The sequence below is a fragment of the Halomonas beimenensis genome (assembly GCF_002549795.1).
Lineage (GTDB): Bacteria > Pseudomonadota > Gammaproteobacteria > Pseudomonadales > Halomonadaceae > Halomonas > Halomonas beimenensis.
Map to the genome: position 1 here is coordinate 1,355,064 of NZ_CP021435.1, position 16,331 is coordinate 1,371,394.

Annotated in this window: 13 protein-coding genes; 11 read left to right on the top strand and 2 right to left on the bottom strand. The window is 69.2% G+C overall.

Features of this window, described 5'->3' with window-relative positions; genetic code table 11:
• The first annotated feature begins 8 nt into the window (after positions 1 to 8).
• The 6 genes from lepB to acpS all read left to right on the top strand — a co-directional run bounded on the left by lepB (position 9) and on the right by acpS (position 4,642).
• Complete coding sequence (gene lepB / locus BEI_RS06445; protein WP_097788741.1) at positions 9 to 815, top strand: signal peptidase I; 807 nt, start codon at positions 9 to 11, stop codon at positions 813 to 815.
• Positions 816 to 860: 45 nt separating this feature from the next.
• Entirely contained in the window at positions 861 to 1,550 is a 690-nt protein-coding gene (gene rnc, locus BEI_RS06450; protein WP_097788742.1) for a ribonuclease III, read from the top strand.
• Positions 1,547 to 2,446 carry a GTPase Era gene (gene era, locus BEI_RS06455; protein ID WP_097788743.1) on the top strand — a complete coding sequence of 300 codons (900 nt, stop codon included), beginning with the start codon at positions 1,547 to 1,549 and terminating at the stop codon, positions 2,444 to 2,446. Before rnc ends, era begins: the two co-directional genes overlap by 4 nt.
• Positions 2,447 to 2,621: 175 nt before the next feature.
• The gene (gene recO, locus BEI_RS06460; protein WP_097788744.1) at positions 2,622 to 3,323 is read left to right on the top strand and encodes a DNA repair protein RecO; all 702 of its coding nucleotides are present in this window, start codon (positions 2,622 to 2,624) and stop codon (positions 3,321 to 3,323) included.
• Positions 3,324 to 3,479: 156 nt separating this feature from the next.
• Positions 3,480 to 4,262, top strand: coding sequence for a pyridoxine 5'-phosphate synthase (pdxJ, locus tag BEI_RS06465; RefSeq protein ID WP_097788745.1), 783 nt, complete (start codon positions 3,480 to 3,482; stop codon positions 4,260 to 4,262).
• Positions 4,263 to 4,264: 2 nt separating this feature from the next.
• Positions 4,265 to 4,642 (top strand): holo-ACP synthase, encoded by a 378-nt coding sequence (gene acpS / locus BEI_RS06470; protein WP_097788746.1) that lies wholly within the window; start codon positions 4,265 to 4,267, stop codon positions 4,640 to 4,642.
• Here acpS and BEI_RS06475 read toward each other — a convergent pair.
• Positions 4,582 to 7,290, bottom strand: coding sequence for an ATP-binding protein (locus BEI_RS06475; protein WP_097788747.1), 2,709 nt, complete (start codon positions 7,288 to 7,290; stop codon positions 4,582 to 4,584). The genes acpS and BEI_RS06475 overlap by 61 nt on opposite strands.
• Positions 7,291 to 7,408: 118 nt before the next feature.
• On the opposite strand from BEI_RS06475, the gene cysM reads away from it, so the two are divergent.
• The 5 genes from cysM to ppc are packed head-to-tail and all read left to right on the top strand — an operon-like array spanning position 7,409 to position 15,511.
• Complete coding sequence (gene cysM / locus BEI_RS06480; RefSeq protein WP_097788748.1) at positions 7,409 to 8,305, top strand: cysteine synthase CysM; 897 nt, start codon at positions 7,409 to 7,411, stop codon at positions 8,303 to 8,305.
• A 1-nt stretch (position 8,306) separates the two neighbouring features.
• Entirely contained in the window at positions 8,307 to 9,740 is a 1,434-nt protein-coding gene (locus tag BEI_RS06485; RefSeq protein WP_097788749.1) for a TRAM domain-containing protein, read from the top strand.
• Positions 9,733 to 12,012: a GTP diphosphokinase gene (gene relA / locus BEI_RS06490; RefSeq protein WP_097788750.1), complete on the top strand. Its 2,280-nt coding sequence runs from the start codon at positions 9,733 to 9,735 to the stop codon at positions 12,010 to 12,012. The genes BEI_RS06485 and relA overlap by 8 nt, the downstream gene beginning before the upstream one ends.
• Entirely contained in the window at positions 12,009 to 12,866 is an 858-nt protein-coding gene (mazG, locus tag BEI_RS06495; protein WP_097788751.1) for a nucleoside triphosphate pyrophosphohydrolase, read from the top strand. Before relA ends, mazG begins: the two co-directional genes overlap by 4 nt.
• Positions 12,863 to 15,511, top strand: a complete 2,649-nt coding sequence (ppc, locus tag BEI_RS06500; protein ID WP_097788752.1) for a phosphoenolpyruvate carboxylase — start codon at positions 12,863 to 12,865, stop codon at positions 15,509 to 15,511. Before mazG ends, ppc begins: the two co-directional genes overlap by 4 nt.
• A gap of 215 nt (positions 15,512 to 15,726) precedes the next feature.
• Here the strand turns inward: ppc and BEI_RS06505 are convergent, their stop codons facing one another.
• Entirely contained in the window at positions 15,727 to 16,299 is a 573-nt protein-coding gene (locus BEI_RS06505) for an outer membrane beta-barrel protein (protein WP_097788753.1), read from the bottom strand.
• Between the last annotated feature and the right edge of the window lie 32 nt (positions 16,300 to 16,331).

Below are 16,331 nucleotides of genomic sequence, written 5' to 3' on the forward strand. Positions count from 1 at the left end.
CGTCGACGATGGACTTCGCACTCTTGCTGGTGGTGGCGGTGGCCGTCACCGGCGCCATCTGGCTGCTGGACCTGATCTGGTGGCGGCCCGCCCGCCGGGCCCGGCTGCTTGCCAACACCGAGGCCGGGACGACCGAGGGGATCGATCCCGCGGCCCGGGAGAAGGCGCTCAAGGATCCCTGGCCGGTGGACTACGCACGCTCCTTCTTCCCGGTGCTGCTGGTGGTCCTGGTGCTGCGCAGCTTCGTGGTCGAGCCCTTCCAGATTCCCTCCGGCTCGATGCGCCCGACCCTGGAAGTGGGCGACTTCATCCTGGTCAACAAGTTCGCCTACGGCCTGCGCCTGCCGGTGATCAATACCCGGATCGTCGAGCTCGGCGAGCCCGAGCGGGGCGACGTCATGGTGTTCCGCTTTCCCAGCGAGCCCTCGGTGAACTTCATCAAGCGCGTGGTGGGGGTGCCGGGGGATCGCATTCGCTACGAGGACAAGCAGCTCTACGTCAACGGCGAGCCGGTGCCCAAGTCGCTGGTCGAGGCCGGGCCCGCGGCGGCTCCCGGCGAGTTGCTGCTCGAAGAGCGACTGGGCGAGGTGAGCCACGCTATCTACACTAATCCTCGCGACCCCGGCCCGCAGATGCGCGAGGTCGTGGTGCCGCCGGGCCATTATTTCACCATGGGAGACAACCGCGACCACTCCAACGATAGCCGCTACTGGGGCTTCGTGCCGGAGGCCAATGTCGTGGGCAAGGCCTTCGCCGTCTGGATGCACTGGGACGGTGGCCTGCCGAGTTTCACCAGCGTGCGCCGCATTCAATAACACATGCCGGGATCGGCATCGCTTGCATGACATAGCAGGAGCTTCGTGAGCAATTCCCTGACCCTTTTCAGCCGCCGGATCGGCCATGATTTCGCGCAGCCCGAGCTGCTCGAGCTGGCCCTGACCCATCGCAGCTTCGGTGGCCGCAACAACGAACGCCTGGAATTCCTCGGCGATTCCATCGTCAACTTCGTCATCGCGGAGGACCTCTACCAGCGCTTTCCCCAGGCTCGGGAGGGCCAGCTGTCGCGCCTGCGTGCCCGCCTGGTCAAGGGCCAGACCCTGGCCGAGCTGGCCCGCGAGATGGACTTCGGCGATCACCTGCGCCTGGGCTCCGGCGAGATGAAGAGCGGCGGACATCGCCGCGACTCCATCCTCGCCGACGCCGTCGAGGCGGTCATCGGCGCCGCCCACCTGGATGCCGGGATGGAGACGGCCCGGGCCCGGGTGCTGGCCTGGTACGCCGAGCGCCTGGAGGCCATCGACCTCCAGGACACCCAGAAGGATCCCAAGACCCGGCTGCAGGAGTTCCTGCAGTCGCGCCAGGTGGCGCTGCCGCGCTACGAGGTCATCTCGGTGGAGGGCGAGGCCCATGCCCAGACCTTCACGGTGGAGTGCCACGTGGACATTCTCGACGAGCACACCCAGGGCATCGGCTCCAGCCGCCGCCACGCCGAGCAGCAGGCCGCCGCGCGCGCCCTGGGCCGGCTCGACCCCCGTGGAGGTCGCTCATGACCCAGCGCTGCGGCTTCGTGGCCATCGTCGGCCGTCCCAACGTCGGCAAGTCGACGCTGATGAACCGGATCCTCGGCCAGAAGATCTCCATCACCTCGCGCCGTCCCCAGACCACCCGCCATCAGGTCATGGGCATCAAGACCGAGGGCGAGGCTCAGTACATCTACGTCGATACCCCGGGCATCCATATCCTCGAGAAGGACCGCAACAAGGCCATCAACCGCTTCATGAACCAGGCGGCCACCCAGGCACTGCGGGACGTGGACTGCGTGGTCTTCATCATCGACCGCACCCGCTGGACCGCCGAGGACCAGGTGGTGCTGGAGCGCCTGGCCAGGGTCGAGGCGCCGGTGATCCTGGCGGTCAACAAGGTCGACCGCCTCAAGGACAAGTCGGAACTGCTGCCCTGGCTGGAGTCGGTGGGCGCCCGGCGCGACTTCGCGGCCATCGTGCCCATCGCGGCCAAGCACGGCACCAACGTGCCGGAGCTCGAGGCCGAGGTCGCCAGGCACCTGCCCGAGAGCGTGCACTACTTTCCCGACGACCAGATCACCGACAAGAGCCAGCGCTTCCTGGCCGCCGAACTGGTCCGCGAGAAGGTCATGCGCCAGCTGGGTGACGAGCTGCCCTACCAGATGACCGTGGAGATCGAGGAGTTTCGGGACGAGGGCAAGGTGGTGCACATCAGCGCCCTGATCATGGTCGAACGGCAGGGCCAGAAGAAGATCCTGATCGGCGAGCGCGGCGAGCGCATCAAGAAGATCGGCCGCGAGGCCCGGCTCGACATGGAGCGGGTGCTCGGCGCCAAGGTCATGCTCAACCTCTGGGTCAAGGTCAAGCGCGGCTGGTCCGACGACGAGCGGGCGCTCAAGAGCCTGGGCTACGACCTGGATTGAGCGACCAAGCGGCGAGTAGAAAGTAAAAAGTGGCAAGTAGAAAGGGAAGGAGGCGCAAGTAGAAAGGTTCTCATCTGCTTGCCACTTGCCACTTGCCACTTGCCACTTGCCACTTGCCGCTTGCCGCTTGCTCCTTGCTCCCTGTGGCTTGACGCTGCCCGAAGGCCCATCGCTCATGATCCCCCAACCGGCCTATCTGTTGCACAAGCGGCCCTACCGCGAGACCAGCGCCCTGGTCGAGCTGCTGACCCTGGACCACGGGCGGGTCCGGGCCGTGGCGCGGGGCGTGCAGCGGCCCCGCAGCCGGGCCCGGGCGGCCCTGCAGCCCTTCGCGCCGCTGCACCTTACCTGGAGCGGCGAGGGCGATCTCAAGCGGCTGTCGCTGATGGAGACTCAGGGCGCGGCGGCCATGCTGGTCGGCGAAGGACTGCTGTGCGGCCTCTATGCCAACGAACTGTTGACCCGGTTGCTGCCCGTGGAGCTGCCGGTCCGGGAGGTCTTCGTCCACTACGGCGCGGCCCTCGAGGCCCTGCCGCGTCCCGAGCGACGGGCCGGTGCCCTGCGGCGCCTCGAGCAGGCGCTGCTCGAGGCGCTGGATGCCGAGCCGCGCTTCTGCGGCCCCGATGGCCAGGCCCTCGACCCGCAGACTCGCTATGTCTTCGACCCCGTCTCCCGCGCCTTCCACCCGGGACAGGGCGGCATCGATGGTCGTACCCTGAAGCTGCTGGCGAGTGGCGACCGGGGCGAGCCGGGCCTGGCCGGGCCCGCCAAGGCCGTCAATCGGGCGGCCCTGGCGCCACTGCTGGGTAGCCGGCCGCTGCGCTCCCGGGAGTGGATGCGCCAGTTGGCGGCCCGGCGGCGGGCCCGCCAAGCTTGAAGAGCAGCGCTACGCGCCTGGAAGCCTGAAGCTGGAAGACAGGCTTGCGGTACAGGTGGGTGGTAACATGCTGTTTTCCAGCTTCCAGCTTCCAGCTTCCAGCTTCCAGCTTCCAGCTTCCAGCTTCCAGCTTACGGCTCATCGAAGGAGAGTGTCATGCATCCCCCCCGCATCCTGCTCGGCGTCAACATCGACCACATCGCCACCCTGCGCCAGGCCCGCGGCACCCGCTATCCCGATCCCGTCCAGGCGGCGCTGCTGGCCGAGGAGGCCGGAGCCGACGGCATCACCGTCCATCTGCGCGAGGATCGCCGCCATATCCAGGACCGCGACGTACACCTGCTGGCCGAGGTGCTCAACACCCGCATGAACCTGGAGATGGCGGTCACCGAGTCGATGCTGGCGCTGGCCGAGGAGGTCCGTCCGGCCCATGTCTGCCTGGTGCCGGAGAAGCGCGAGGAGTTGACCACCGAGGGTGGGCTGGACGTCGCGGGGAGCTTCGAGGCCGTGGCCGACGCCGGCCGTCGGCTGGCGGCCGCGGGCTGCGAGGTGTCGCTGTTCATCGACCCGGAGCCGGCCCAGATCGAGGCCGCGGCGAACGCCGGGGCGCCGGTGGTGGAGCTGCACACCGGGGCCTACGCCGAGGCGTCCGGCGTCGGGGCCGAGCGGGAGCATGCCCGGCTGGTGGCCGCCGCCGAGATGGCCGGTGAACTGGGCTTGACCGTCAATGCCGGCCATGGCCTGCATTACCACAACGTCGAGGCCATTGCCGCCATTCCCGGCCTGCACGAGCTCAACATCGGCCATGCCATCATCGCCCGAGCGCTGTTCGTCGGCCTCAAGGAGGCGGTGGCGGAGATGAAGCGCCTGGCCATCGCCGGCCAGGAGGCCGGCTTCGTGGCCGCGCTGGAAGAGCACGACCACGATCACGATCACTGACCATGATCCTCGGCATCGGCACCGACATCGCGAGGGTGGCGCGTTTCGTGGACGCCCAGGCACGCCATGGCGAGCGCTTCGCCGAGCGGTTGCTGGGTGTCGACGAGCTGGCCCGCTATCGGGAGCGGGGGCGTCCCGCGGCCTACCTGGCCAAGCGTTTCGCCGCCAAGGAGGCCTTCGTCAAGGCGCTGGGCAGCGGACTGCGCCATGGCATGCGCTGGACCGAGATCCAGGTGGTCAACGATGCCCTGGGGCGACCGACCCTCCGCCTGGAGGGCAAGGCCCATGACCTGGCCGAGGCTGCCGGCGTCAAGGCCCTTCATCTCTCGCTGTCGGACGAGGCGGCGTTCGCCGTGGCCTTCGTGGTGATGGAGGGGTGAACCCCCTGCCACGCCCGGAGCGCGCCCATGGCCGCATAGAGGTCGGGCAGCAGGGGGGCGACGGCCTCGAGGCCTCGGGAGCGCAACCGCGTCTCCAGGGTCTCGGCGAGCAGGCCCAGGCGCGGCACGCCGCAGTAACGGCAGGCGCCGTTGAGGGCGTGGATGGCGTCGAGCAGTCCCTCGGCGTCGTTCGACGTCATGGCCTCGCGGATCGCCCTCTCGCTGTCGTCCAGGGAATCGATCAGTTGGCCGAGCAGCTGGCGGGCCAGGGTCTGGCGGCCGCCGGCCAGCTGGGTACCCAGTGCCAGGTCCACCGAGGCCAGCTCGGCATCCCCGGCCGGCGTTTCCGACGGCTTGGCGGGCCCGTCCTCCAGGGGCAGGCCGACTCCCAGGTGATGGCGCAGCAGGCTGGAGAGCTGGGCGGTATCCAGCGGCTTCTCCAGTACCCCGTCGAGCCCACTCTCCAGCAATTGGCGACGCTGCTCGCTCTGTACATGGGCCGTGACCGCGATGATCGGCACGTGCCGCCAGGGCCCTCCCAGGCCGCGCAGGGATCGGGTCGTCTCCACGCCGTCCATGCCGCGCATGCGAATGTCCATCAGCACCAGATCGAACCGGGTTTCCTGGGCCATGGCCAGGGCCTCCTCGCCGCTGGCCGCCAGTCCCACCTCCAGCTCCGGCCCCTGGATCAGTTCCTTGAGCAGCAGACGATTGGATTCGGTGTCATCCACCACCATCAGGCGAAGGGGAGGACCTTCGGGGGCGGTCGGCCGGTGGGGGGACTGATCGCGGCGCGCCCGGGTCAGGGCCCGGGTCACCGATTCCACCAGGGTGCGCCGCGACAGCGGCTTGCTCAGCACTTCCCCGCCATGTGGCAGCGGCAAGACCGGCAGGTCGGGTGGGCTGGCATTGACCAGCAGCAGGGCCGGACAGGGCAGGTCCTCCAGGCGACGCTGCCAGGCCGCCAGCCCCGTCTCGCCGAGGTCCTCGTCGGCCAGCCCGATCACCGCCAGGGCGGGGGCGGCGGTACGAGCCTTCTCCAGGTCGGTGATCCGGGCTTCCCAGCGTGACAGCAGATGCCGGAGGGCATGCCGGGTCGGGCCATGAGGTTCCTCCAGGACGACGCGCTTGCCATCCAGCACCAGCTCCGGGGCGCGCTCGGCATCCTCCCGGCAGGCCAAGGGAAGGGTGAACGAGAAGGTGGAGCCCTCGTTCGGGGTGCTGTCGACGGAGATCTCGCCCCCCATCTGTTCCACCAGCTGCCGGCTGATGGCCAGGCCCAGCCCGGTACCGCCGAATTCTCGCTGGTGGCTCGCGTCGGCCTGGCGGAAGGCCTGGAAGAGGCGGCGCTGGGCGTCCTGGGAGAGACCGATGCCGGTATCGCTGACGGCCAGCTTCAACACTACATGGCCCGGCGCCTGCTGTTCGACCATCACCCGAACGATGACCTCGCCCTGTTCGGTGAACTTGACGGCGTTGCCGACCAGGTTGGTGAGTACCTGGCGGATGCGCAGCGGGTCCCCCTGCAGCGCCTCGGGCACGTCGTCGTAGACCAGTCCGAGGAGCTGGAGACCCTTCTGCTGGGCCTGGGGCGCCTGGAGACCGAGCACTTCGTCGACCAGGGCCACCATGTCCAGTTCGGTATGCTCGAGCTCCAGTCGGCCGGCCTCGATCTTGGAGAAATCCAGGACGTCATTGATCAGCATCAGCAGGTTGTCGCAGGCCCGCTGGACATGGTCGAGCCATTCGCGCTGGCGCGGGGCGAGCTCGGTGCGATGCAGCAGTCGGCAGAAGCCGATGATGCCGTTCAAGGGGGTACGGATCTCGTGGCTCATGTTGGCCAGGAACTCCGACTTGGCCCGATTGGCCTCCAGGGCGCGACGGTGGGCGAGATCCAGCTCGATGTTCTGGACCTCGATGGTCTCCATCGATTCCTGGAGCTCGCCGGTGGCCTGGTCGATCTGGGCCTGAAGATCCTCCCGGGCCGAGGCGAGGTGGTCGCCCAGGGCATTGAGTCGCTGGGCCAGCCGGCTCATCTCCGGATCCCGGGGCAGGGGGAGCGGACGCGGGTCGCCGCCGGCGGTCAGCCACTCCAGCGTCTGGGCGGCGCGTTCCAGCGGTACCGACACCCGGCGGCTGAGGCCGTAAGCCACCATGAACAGCAGCATCCCGAGCATCAGCAGCACGATCCCGCCGATGGCCAGATGACGGTAGTAGGTCAGGGGCAGGACCGAGGCGTCCACGTCGAGCAACAGTCCTGCGCCGGGCGCGCCCGGCAGGGGAGCCCGGATCAGCCAGCGCCGTCCCTGTTCCTCGATGCGGATGGCCTCCGGTGCCGCCATGTCGGGACTCGCCCTGAGGCGGCCGAGCTCCAGGCGCCGTCGGCCCTCGGCGTCCTGGATGCCGAGGGCGCGCACGTCTTCCAGGTCGAGCAGGCGGGCGGCGGTCCTCTCCAGGGTCTCCCGCTCTCCGGCCGCCAGGGCCTCGCCCAGGGAGGGGGCGAGCATCGAGGTGGCCTGGACCAGGCGTTCGCGCATCAGCTGCCGGTGGCGGCGATCCTCCAGCTCCGCCACCACCGCCACCACCAGGGTCATCAATACCAGGGGAAGCACGAGGATGGCCAGCATCAGGCGGGTCTTCAATGACATGGAGATGACTCGTCGGGTGGGTGTCGCGGCGTAGTATGCCACAGCCGGCGGGCATGCCTGTCCACTCGGGGCGGCCAAGGATATAATGCCGAAAAGACGTTTCCAGAAGGAAGGTTGCATGCAGTTCCCCACCCTGGAGGAGACCGTCGGCCATACGCCGCTGGTTCGCCTGAAGCGCATCACCGCGGGGCGCAACAACACCCTGCTCGCCAAGCTCGAGGGCAACAATCCGGCCGGCTCCGTCAAGGACCGTCCGGCATTGTCCATGCTCGAGCAGGCGGAGGCGCGGGGCACGATCTCCCCGGGCGACACCCTCGTCGAGGCCACCTCCGGCAACACCGGCATCGCCCTGGCCATGGCCGCGGCCATCAAGGGCTATCGTCTGGTCCTGATCATGCCGGAGAACGCCTCCAGCGAGCGCAAGCAGGCCATGGCCGCTTACGGCGCCGAACTGATCGAGGTCAGCCAGGCCGGCGGCATGGAAGAGGCCCGTGACCTGGCCGAGACCATGATCGCCCGCGGTGAGGGCAAGCCGCTCGACCAGTTCGCCAATCCCGACAACCCCCTGGCGCACTATCGAGGCACCGGGCCGGAGCTGTGGGAGCAGACCGGTGGCACCATCACCCACTTCGTCAGCTCCATGGGGACCACCGGCACCATCATGGGCGTCTCCCGCTACCTCAAGGAAAGGAACCCCGGGGTGCAGATCGTCGGCCTCCAGCCGGAGGACGGCGCCAGCATCGCCGGCATAAGACGCTGGCCCGAGGCCTACCTGCCGCAGATCTTCGATTCCTCCCGGGTCGATCGGGTACTCGACATCGGCCAGCACGAGGCCGAGGTGCACATGCGCCGCCTGGCTCGGGAAGAAGGCATCCTCGCCGGGGTCTCCTCCGGCGGGGCCCTGGCGGGCGCGCTGCGCCTGGCCGAGGAAGTCGAGGATGCGGTGATCGTCTTCATCGTCTGCGACCGCGGCGACCGTTACCTGTCCACCGGCCTGTTCGCCCCGGAGTCCTGAGGTGGGGCTCGGCAAGCGACGGCCCACGAGAGCCCGTTCCGGCGTCTCGGGGCTCCAGGAACGGCGTCGGGAGGCGCCCCCGGCCAAGGGCGCAGGCGACGACGCCCCGGTCTTGACCCTCCAGGGACTCGCCCATGACGGCCGCGGCGTGGGCCGCACCCCGGCCGGCAAGACCGTCTTCGTCGAGGGCGGCCTGGCCGGCGAGACGGTGGCCGTGGCGGTGCATCGTACCCGCAAGCGCTTCGACGAGGCCCATGTGCGCGAGGTGCTCGAGCCCTCTGTGGATCGGGTCACGCCGCCCTGCGCCCATTACGGCAGCTGCGGCGGCTGCGACCTCCAGCACCTGAGCCTGGCGGGGCAGCATCGCCACAAGCAGGCGGTACTTCGCGAGCTGCTCGCCCGCCAGGGCCTGGCACCCGCCGGCGAGCCCGAGCTGCTGGCCGAGGCCGGCGAGGGCTACCGGCGCCGGGCGCGGCTGGGGGTCAAGGTCGATGCCGAGGGTGGCGTGCACCTGGGGTTCCGGGCGCGCCACAGCCACCGCCTGGTCGACCTCGATGCCTGTCCGGTGCTCCTCCCCGAGCTGTCGGCGCTGCTCACCCCGCTGCGCGACTGCCTGAAGGCCCTCGAGGCCCCGCGGCACGTGGGTCACCTGGAACTGCTGGCCAGCGACGTCGGCGAGACCCTGGTGATTCGCCAGCTGCGCGAGCATCCCGACGATACCTACCGATGGCGGACCTTCGCCGAGGCCCGGGGCGTCCACCTGGCACGCTGGGTCGGACGGGAGGCGCCGACGTTCGAGTGGCTGACGCCGGCTCCGGCCCTGAGCTGCCGTCTGGCGGTGGGGGAGCGTGAGCTGACCCTGGGCTTCGCCCCCGGCGACTTCCTGCAGGCCAACGAGGCGGTCAACGCCCGCATGGTCGCCACCGCCCTGGCCTGGCTGTCGCCGCTGTCCCCGGGCGAGCCGGTTCTGGACCTGTTCGCCGGGGTGGGCAACTTCGGCCTGCCCCTCTCGGCCCTCGGGGCGCGGGTCTGCGCCGTGGAGGGCAGTGCCGCCATGGTCGACCGCCTGGGCGACAATGCCCAGCGCAACGGGCTCAGGGTGGACGCCCGCCAGGCCGACCTCAACGCCGCGGCGTCCGGTCGGGCCCTGCTCGACGAGCTCGGGCCGCGTACCGTGCTGCTGGATCCCCCCCGGGACGGCGCCGAGGCCGTCTGCCGGTCGCTGGCCGAGCGTCCGGTACCGCGGGTGCTGTACGTGTCCTGCGACCCGGCCACCCTGGCCCGGGATGCGGCGCGGCTCGTGCAGGCTGGCTACGTCATCCAACGCTGGGCGGTGGCCGACATGTTCGCCCACACCGCCCACCTGGAATCCATGCTGCTGCTCGAGCACCCGGATGCCGGGCGGCGGTGCGAAGGAGCGTCAATCGATGGTTAAAGTGCGGGAAGACCAGCCGCTGGCCGAGGACGGCGCGGTCGATATTCCACGCTGGGTCGAACGCCTGCAGGAGGACGTCAAGCTGCGCGCCCCGGACGAGATGCGGGCGGCCTGCGAGCTGGCCCAGCGCCTGGAGCGCGAGTCCGATCGCCCCCACAAGGTATGGCTCAAGGACGGGTCGAGCTTTCGCATGGGCCTGGAGATGGCCGACATCCTCGGCGAGCTGCGCCTGGACCAGCCGGCGCTCGAGGCGGCGGTGCTCTATCGGGCGGTACGCGAGGGCCTGATCGGTCTGGAGGACATCGCCAAGCGCTTCGGCCAGGAGGTCGCCGGCCTGATCGACGGCGTGCTGCAGATGGCCGCCATCAGCACCTCCCAGACCCCCAGCCAAGGCCTCAGCCAGCACGACCAGCAGGACAACCTGCGCAAGATGCTGGTCAACATGATCGATGACGTGCGGGTGGCGCTGATCAAGATCGCCGAGCGCACCTGCGCGCTGCGCCAGGTGCGGGACGCCCCCCGCGAGAAGCGCATGCAGGTGGCCCGGGAGGTCTTCGACATCTACGCGCCCCTGGCGCACCGCCTGGGCATCGGCCACCTCAAGTGGGAGCTCGAGGACCTGTCCTTTCGCTATCTCCACGAGGACGACTACAAGGCCATCGCCCGCCAGCTCGCCGAGAAGCGCCTGGACCGGGACCGCTACATCCACGACGTGGTGGAGATCCTCAAGGGCCTGATCGAGGCTCAGGGCATCCATCACTATCAGGTGGACGGCCGCGCCAAGCACATCTATTCGATCTGGCGGAAGATGAAGCGCAAGCGCATCGACTTCTCCCAGGTCCATGACATTCGCGCGGTCCGCATCCTGGTCCCCGAGATCAGCGACTGCTACACGGTGCTCGGCCTGGTGCACTCGCGCTGGCATCATGTCCCCAACGAATTCGACGACTACATCGCCAACCCCAAGAAGAACGGCTACCAGTCACTGCATACCGCCGTCTTCGGCCCCGAGGGCAAGGTGCTGGAGATCCAGATCCGCACCTTCGCCATGCACGAGGAGGCCGAGCTGGGGGTCTGCGCCCACTGGCGCTACAAGGGCCACGACACCAACGCCCGCAGCGCCAGCTACGAGGAGAAGATCGCCTGGCTGCGCCAGGTGCTGGAATGGCAGGAGGAGGTCGGCGACTTCGGCGACATCCGCGAAGGCCTGTCCAGCGACGTGGCGCCGGATCGCATCTATGTCTTCACCCCCGACGGCCACGTCATCGACCTGCCGCGGGAGGCCACGCCCATCGACTTCGCCTATCGGGTGCACACCGAGGTGGGGCACCGTTGCCGGGGGGCCAAGGTCAACGGGCGCATCGTGCCGCTGACCTACCGGCTCAAGACCGGCCAGCAGGTGGAGATCCTCACCGCCAGCAAGGGCGGCCCCAGTCGTGACTGGCTCAACCCAAACCTCGGCTATGTCTGCACCTCCCGCGCCCGGGCCAAGATCCAGTCCTGGTTCAAGCACCAGGCCCGGGACCGTAACCTCGAGGAGGGGCGGCTCCTGTTCGAGCGCGAGATGAAGCGCCTCGACGTCGGCGACATGGACCTCACTCGCCTGGCCAACAAGGTCAACTACGCCACGCCGGAGGACATGTACGCCGCCCTCGGCGCCGGCGACCTGCGGATCGGCCAGGTGTTGCACCAGGCTCAGCAGCTGTTCGGCGAGAACGACGACCAGGAGCAGCTCGACAAGCTGCTGGCCAAGCCCAGGCGCGGCCAGGGCAAGGGTGGCGGCGACGGCATCACCGTGCTCGGGGTCGGCAACCTGAAGACGAGCATGGCCAACTGCTGTCATCCGGTGCCCGGCGAGGCCATCGTGGGCTTCATCACCCAGGGGCGCGGCGTGACCGTGCACCGGGAGGACTGCCCGAACATCCTCCAGCTGCGCGTCGACGAGCCCCAGCGAGTGATCGAGGTGGAGTGGGGCGAGCGGGCCCGTACCCAGTACCCGGTGGACATCGAGATCCAGGCCTGGGATCGCTCCGGACTGTTGCGTGACGTGACCGCGGTGCTGAGCCACGAGAAGGTCAACGTGCTGTCGGTGAACACCCTCACCGACAGCGACGACGGCATCGCGCGGCTGCAGATCACCCTGGAGGTGGACGGCCTGGAGACCCTGGGTCGGCTGTTCTCGCGCATCCAGCAGCTGGCCAACGTCATCGAGGTGCGCCGCCTGCGCAGCGGCGGCAAGGGCAAGAAGAAACGCGGGAGCAAGCGTCCATGAGCGAGCGCCGCTTCGATCTCGACGACCTGCTGACCCTGATGGCGGTGTTGCGCGACCCCGAACTCGGCTGTCCCTGGGACCTCAAGCAGGACTGGGACAGCATCGTTCCCCACACCCTGGAGGAGGCCTACGAGGTGGCCGACGCCATCGAGCGCCGAGCCTTCGACGAGCTGCCCGGCGAGCTTGGCGACCTGCTCTTCCAGGTGGTCTACTATAGCCAGTTCGGTGCCGAGGAAGGCCGCTTCGATTTCCACGACGTGGTCCACGTCCTCACCGCCAAGATGCTGCGTCGCCATCCCCATGTCTTCCCCGACGGCACCCTGGCCTCGCGCCGGGAGGGTGTGAGCGCCGCCGAGGTCGAGACCCGCCAGGTGCATTCCCGCTGGGAGTCGCTCAAGGCCGAGGAACGCGAGGCCCGGGAGGCCCGCTCGGTGCTGGACGACGTCCCGCGGACCCTGCCGGCGCTGTCCCGAGCCGCCAAGCTGTCCAAGCGTGCCGCCCGGGTAGGATTCGACTGGCCCGACAGCCGCGGCGTGATCGCCAAGCTGCGCGAGGAGCTCGACGAGGTCGAGGCGGCCCTGGCCGAGGGCGATGCCGCCCATGCCGCCGAGGAGGTGGGCGACCTGCTGTTCGCCACGGTGAACCTGGCGAGGACCCTGGGCGCCGACCCGGAACGCTGCCTGCGCGCCACCAACGGCAAGTTCGAGCGTCGCTTCCGTCAGGTGGAAAGCGGTCTCGCCGAGGAGGGCGTGCCGCTGACCGAAGCGGGGCTCGAGCGCATGGAACGGCACTGGCAGGCGGCCAAGCGCCGGGAATCCCATCCCCCCACATCGGAAGGAGAGTCAAGGTCATGAGCCACGACCTGCACGAATCGCTGCGCGACAACGTTCGTATCCTGGGCGACAGCCTGGGCCGCACCATCGCCGATGACCTGGGGGAGGGCTTCGTCGACCGCATCGAGACCATCCGCGGCCTCGCCAAGCAGGGACGCCAGGGCGAGGCCGACAGCCAGCGGGAGCTCATCGAGTACCTGCGTGGCCTGCCCGACCGCGACCTGCTGCCGGTGACCCGGGCCTTCAACCAGTTCCTGAACCTGGCCAACATCGCCGAGCAGCACTACCGCGCCCGCTTCCGTCGGGTGGAGGACTACAAGCCCGGTGCCCAGCCGGTGCTCGGCGAACTGCTCGAACGCGCCCGGCGCGAGGGCCACTCGCCTCGCAAGCTGGTCGAGAGCCTGGCCAGGATGCGCGTCGAGCTGGTGCTCACCGCCCACCCCACCGAGGTCATCCGCCGGACGCTGATCCAGAAGTACGACGCCATCGACGACTGCCTGACCGCCCTCGAGTCCTCCGCCGGCTATCCCGAGCGGGGCGCCCGGGCCCAGGGGCGGCTCGAGGAGCTGATCAGCCAGGCCTGGCACACCGACGAGATCCGCCACGAGCGCCCGACCCCGGTGGACGAGGCCAAGTGGGGCTTCGCGGTGATCGAGAACTCGCTGTGGCAGGCGGTGCCCGACTTCCACCGCGACCTGGACAACCTGCTGCTGGAGACCGCCGGCGAGCGCCTGCCGCTCGATGCGGCGCCGCTGCGCTTCGCCTCCTGGATGGGCGGCGACCGCGACGGCAACCCCAACGTCACCGCCAAGGTGACGCGGGAGGTCCTGCTGCTGGGTCGCTGGATGGCCGCGGACCTCTACCTGCGCGACCTGGAGCAGCTCAAGATCGAGCTGTCCATGTGGAAGGCCAACAGCGCGCTCAAGGCCGAGGTGGGCGACGTCGCCGAACCCTATCGCGAGCTGCTCAAGCGATTGCTGATCAAGGTCGAGGCCACCCGTGACTGGGCCAAGGCCCGGCTCGACGGCAAGAGCTTCGATGGCGGGCCCATCATCGAGACCCGTGACCAGCTCTATGCTCCCTTGCTCACCTGCTACCGCTCGCTGTGCGACGTGGGCCTCGACACCATCGCCAATGGCGTGCTGCTCGACACCCTGCGCCGGGTGGCGGTGTTCGGGGTCACCCTCACCAAGCTCGACCTGCGCCAGGAGGCCGGTCGCCATGAGCAGGTGATGGAGGAGCTTACCGACAGCCTGGGGCTCGGCCATTACCGTGACTGGAGCGAGGAGGAACGCCAGGACTTCCTGCTCGCCGAGCTGGCCTCCCGCCGGCCGCTCATCCCACGCCGCTGGGAATGCTCGGCGGAGACCCGGGAGGTGCTCGATACCTTCCGGGTCGTGGGGGGCGAGCATGCCGAGGCGCTTGGCACCTACATCATCTCCATGGCCGCCCAGCCCTCCGATGTCCTGACCGTGGCGCTGCTGATGAAGGAAGTGGGAGGCGAGGCGACGCTGCCCATCGCCCCGCTGTTCGAGACCCTGGACGACCTCAACCGGGCCGGCGACGTCATCGATCGGTTGCTGGCCCTGCCGGGCTACCGCGAGCTGGCCGGCGATCGCCAGGAGGTCATGATCGGTTATTCGGACTCCGCCAAGGACGCCGGCCAGCTGGCCGCCGCCTGGGCGCAGTACCGGGCCCAGGAAGCGCTGGTGGAAGTCTGCGAGCGCCACGGGGTGGACCTGACCCTCTTCCATGGCCGTGGCGGCACCGTGGGCCGTGGCGGCGGCCCGGCCCACGCGGCGATCCTCTCCCAGCCGCCGGGGTCGGTGAACGGCAGCCTGCGGGTGACCGAGCAGGGCGAGATGATCCGCTTCAAGTTCGGCCAGCCGGAGATCGCCCTGCGCTCCATGGAGATCTACGCCTGTGCGGTGCTGGAGGCCTCGCTGCTGCCGCCGCCGGCGCCCGAGCCGGCCTGGCGCGAGGAGATGGATCGGCTGGCCGAGGTCGCTCACCGGGCCTATGTCGGCGTGGTGAGGGAGGACCCGGATTTCGTGCCCTACTTCCGCTCGGTGACGCCGGAGACCGCCTTGAGCCGGCTGCCGCTGGGGTCGCGTCCGGCCAAGCGGCGCCAGGAGGGCGGCGTCGAGACCCTGCGGGCCATCCCCTGGATCTTCGCCTGGACCCAGACCCGGCTGATGCTGCCCGCCTGGCTCGGCAGCGGTGAGGCCTTCGCCCAGCGGCTCGAGGAGGAGGGCGGCCGGGAAGTGCTGCGCGAGATGCGCGACCGCTGGCCCTTCTTCGGCACCTACCTGGACATGCTGGAGATGGTGCTGGCCAAGGCCGATTCGGGCATCGCCGCCTACTACGAGCATCGGCTGGTGGACGAGCCGGCGCTGCAGGCCCTGGGAACGCGGTTGCGGGAGCGCTTCGCCCGGCTCAACGAGGCGGTCCTGGAGATCCTCGACCAGCAGGAGTTGCTGGAGAGTACCCCCTTGATCCGGCAGGCGGTGGAGGTGCGCAACCCTTACATCGACCCGCTTCACGGCCTCCAGGCGGAACTGCTGCAGCGAAACCGGGACGCCGACGGCGCCATCAGTGCCGACCTGTCCCGGGCGCTGATGGTGACCATGGCGGGCATCGCCGCGGGGCTTCGCAACACCGGCTAGGCCCGGGCTGCGCCCGGAGCCGCAAGCTACAAGCGCCGAGCTACAAGCAACCCCCGAAGGCCTAGACCTTCGGGGGTTGCTTATGCTCGGGGAGAACTCATGCTGCCAGCTTGCAGCTTGCAGCTTGCAGCTTGCAGCTTGCAGCTTGCAGCTTGCAGCTTGCAGCTTGCAGCTTGCAGCTTGCAGCTTGCAGCTTGCAGCTTGCAGCTTGCAGCTTAGAAGGGCAGATGCACCGAGGCGGTGATCAGGTTGAGATGCGAGAGGGTCGGGTCCTCGACCTCCTCGTATTCCAGCCGGCTCACCCAGCGGTCGAAGCTGAAGCGGGCGCCGAAGCCGTTGATGCGAGTCGTCCCGCCCTCGGGGATGCCTTCCTGGCGGCCGTTGACCGCCTCGCTCTCCCAGCCGGCGAGCCCCGACTTGGCATAGAGCCCCACGCGCCCCAGGCGTACGCCGGCCAGCAGGCTGCCGCCCAGGCTGGTGGTGTCGAGGAGCATGTCGCGGGAGTCGGCGCTGACGGCGACGTCGTCGCTGTGTCGATAGCTGACCTCGGCCCCGAAGTCGAGCCGGGGCAGGTGGCTGGGCGTGAAGCCGGCGGTGAGTCGGAAGCCGGAGGTCATGCCGTCGAGGGACTCGACGTCATCGCCCAGCAGGCGCAGCCCGTTGTCGAGCCGGGCGATATCGGTGGCTTCGCCGGCATAGGCGGGAGTGTCGGCGTCCGCCATCGCCGGCAATGCCGCCATCAACGTCATGGCCGCCAGCGGGAGCCGCCACAGCGCTCGGATGTTCATGATTCCCTGGCCTTGGAACGGCTGGAGCCGTC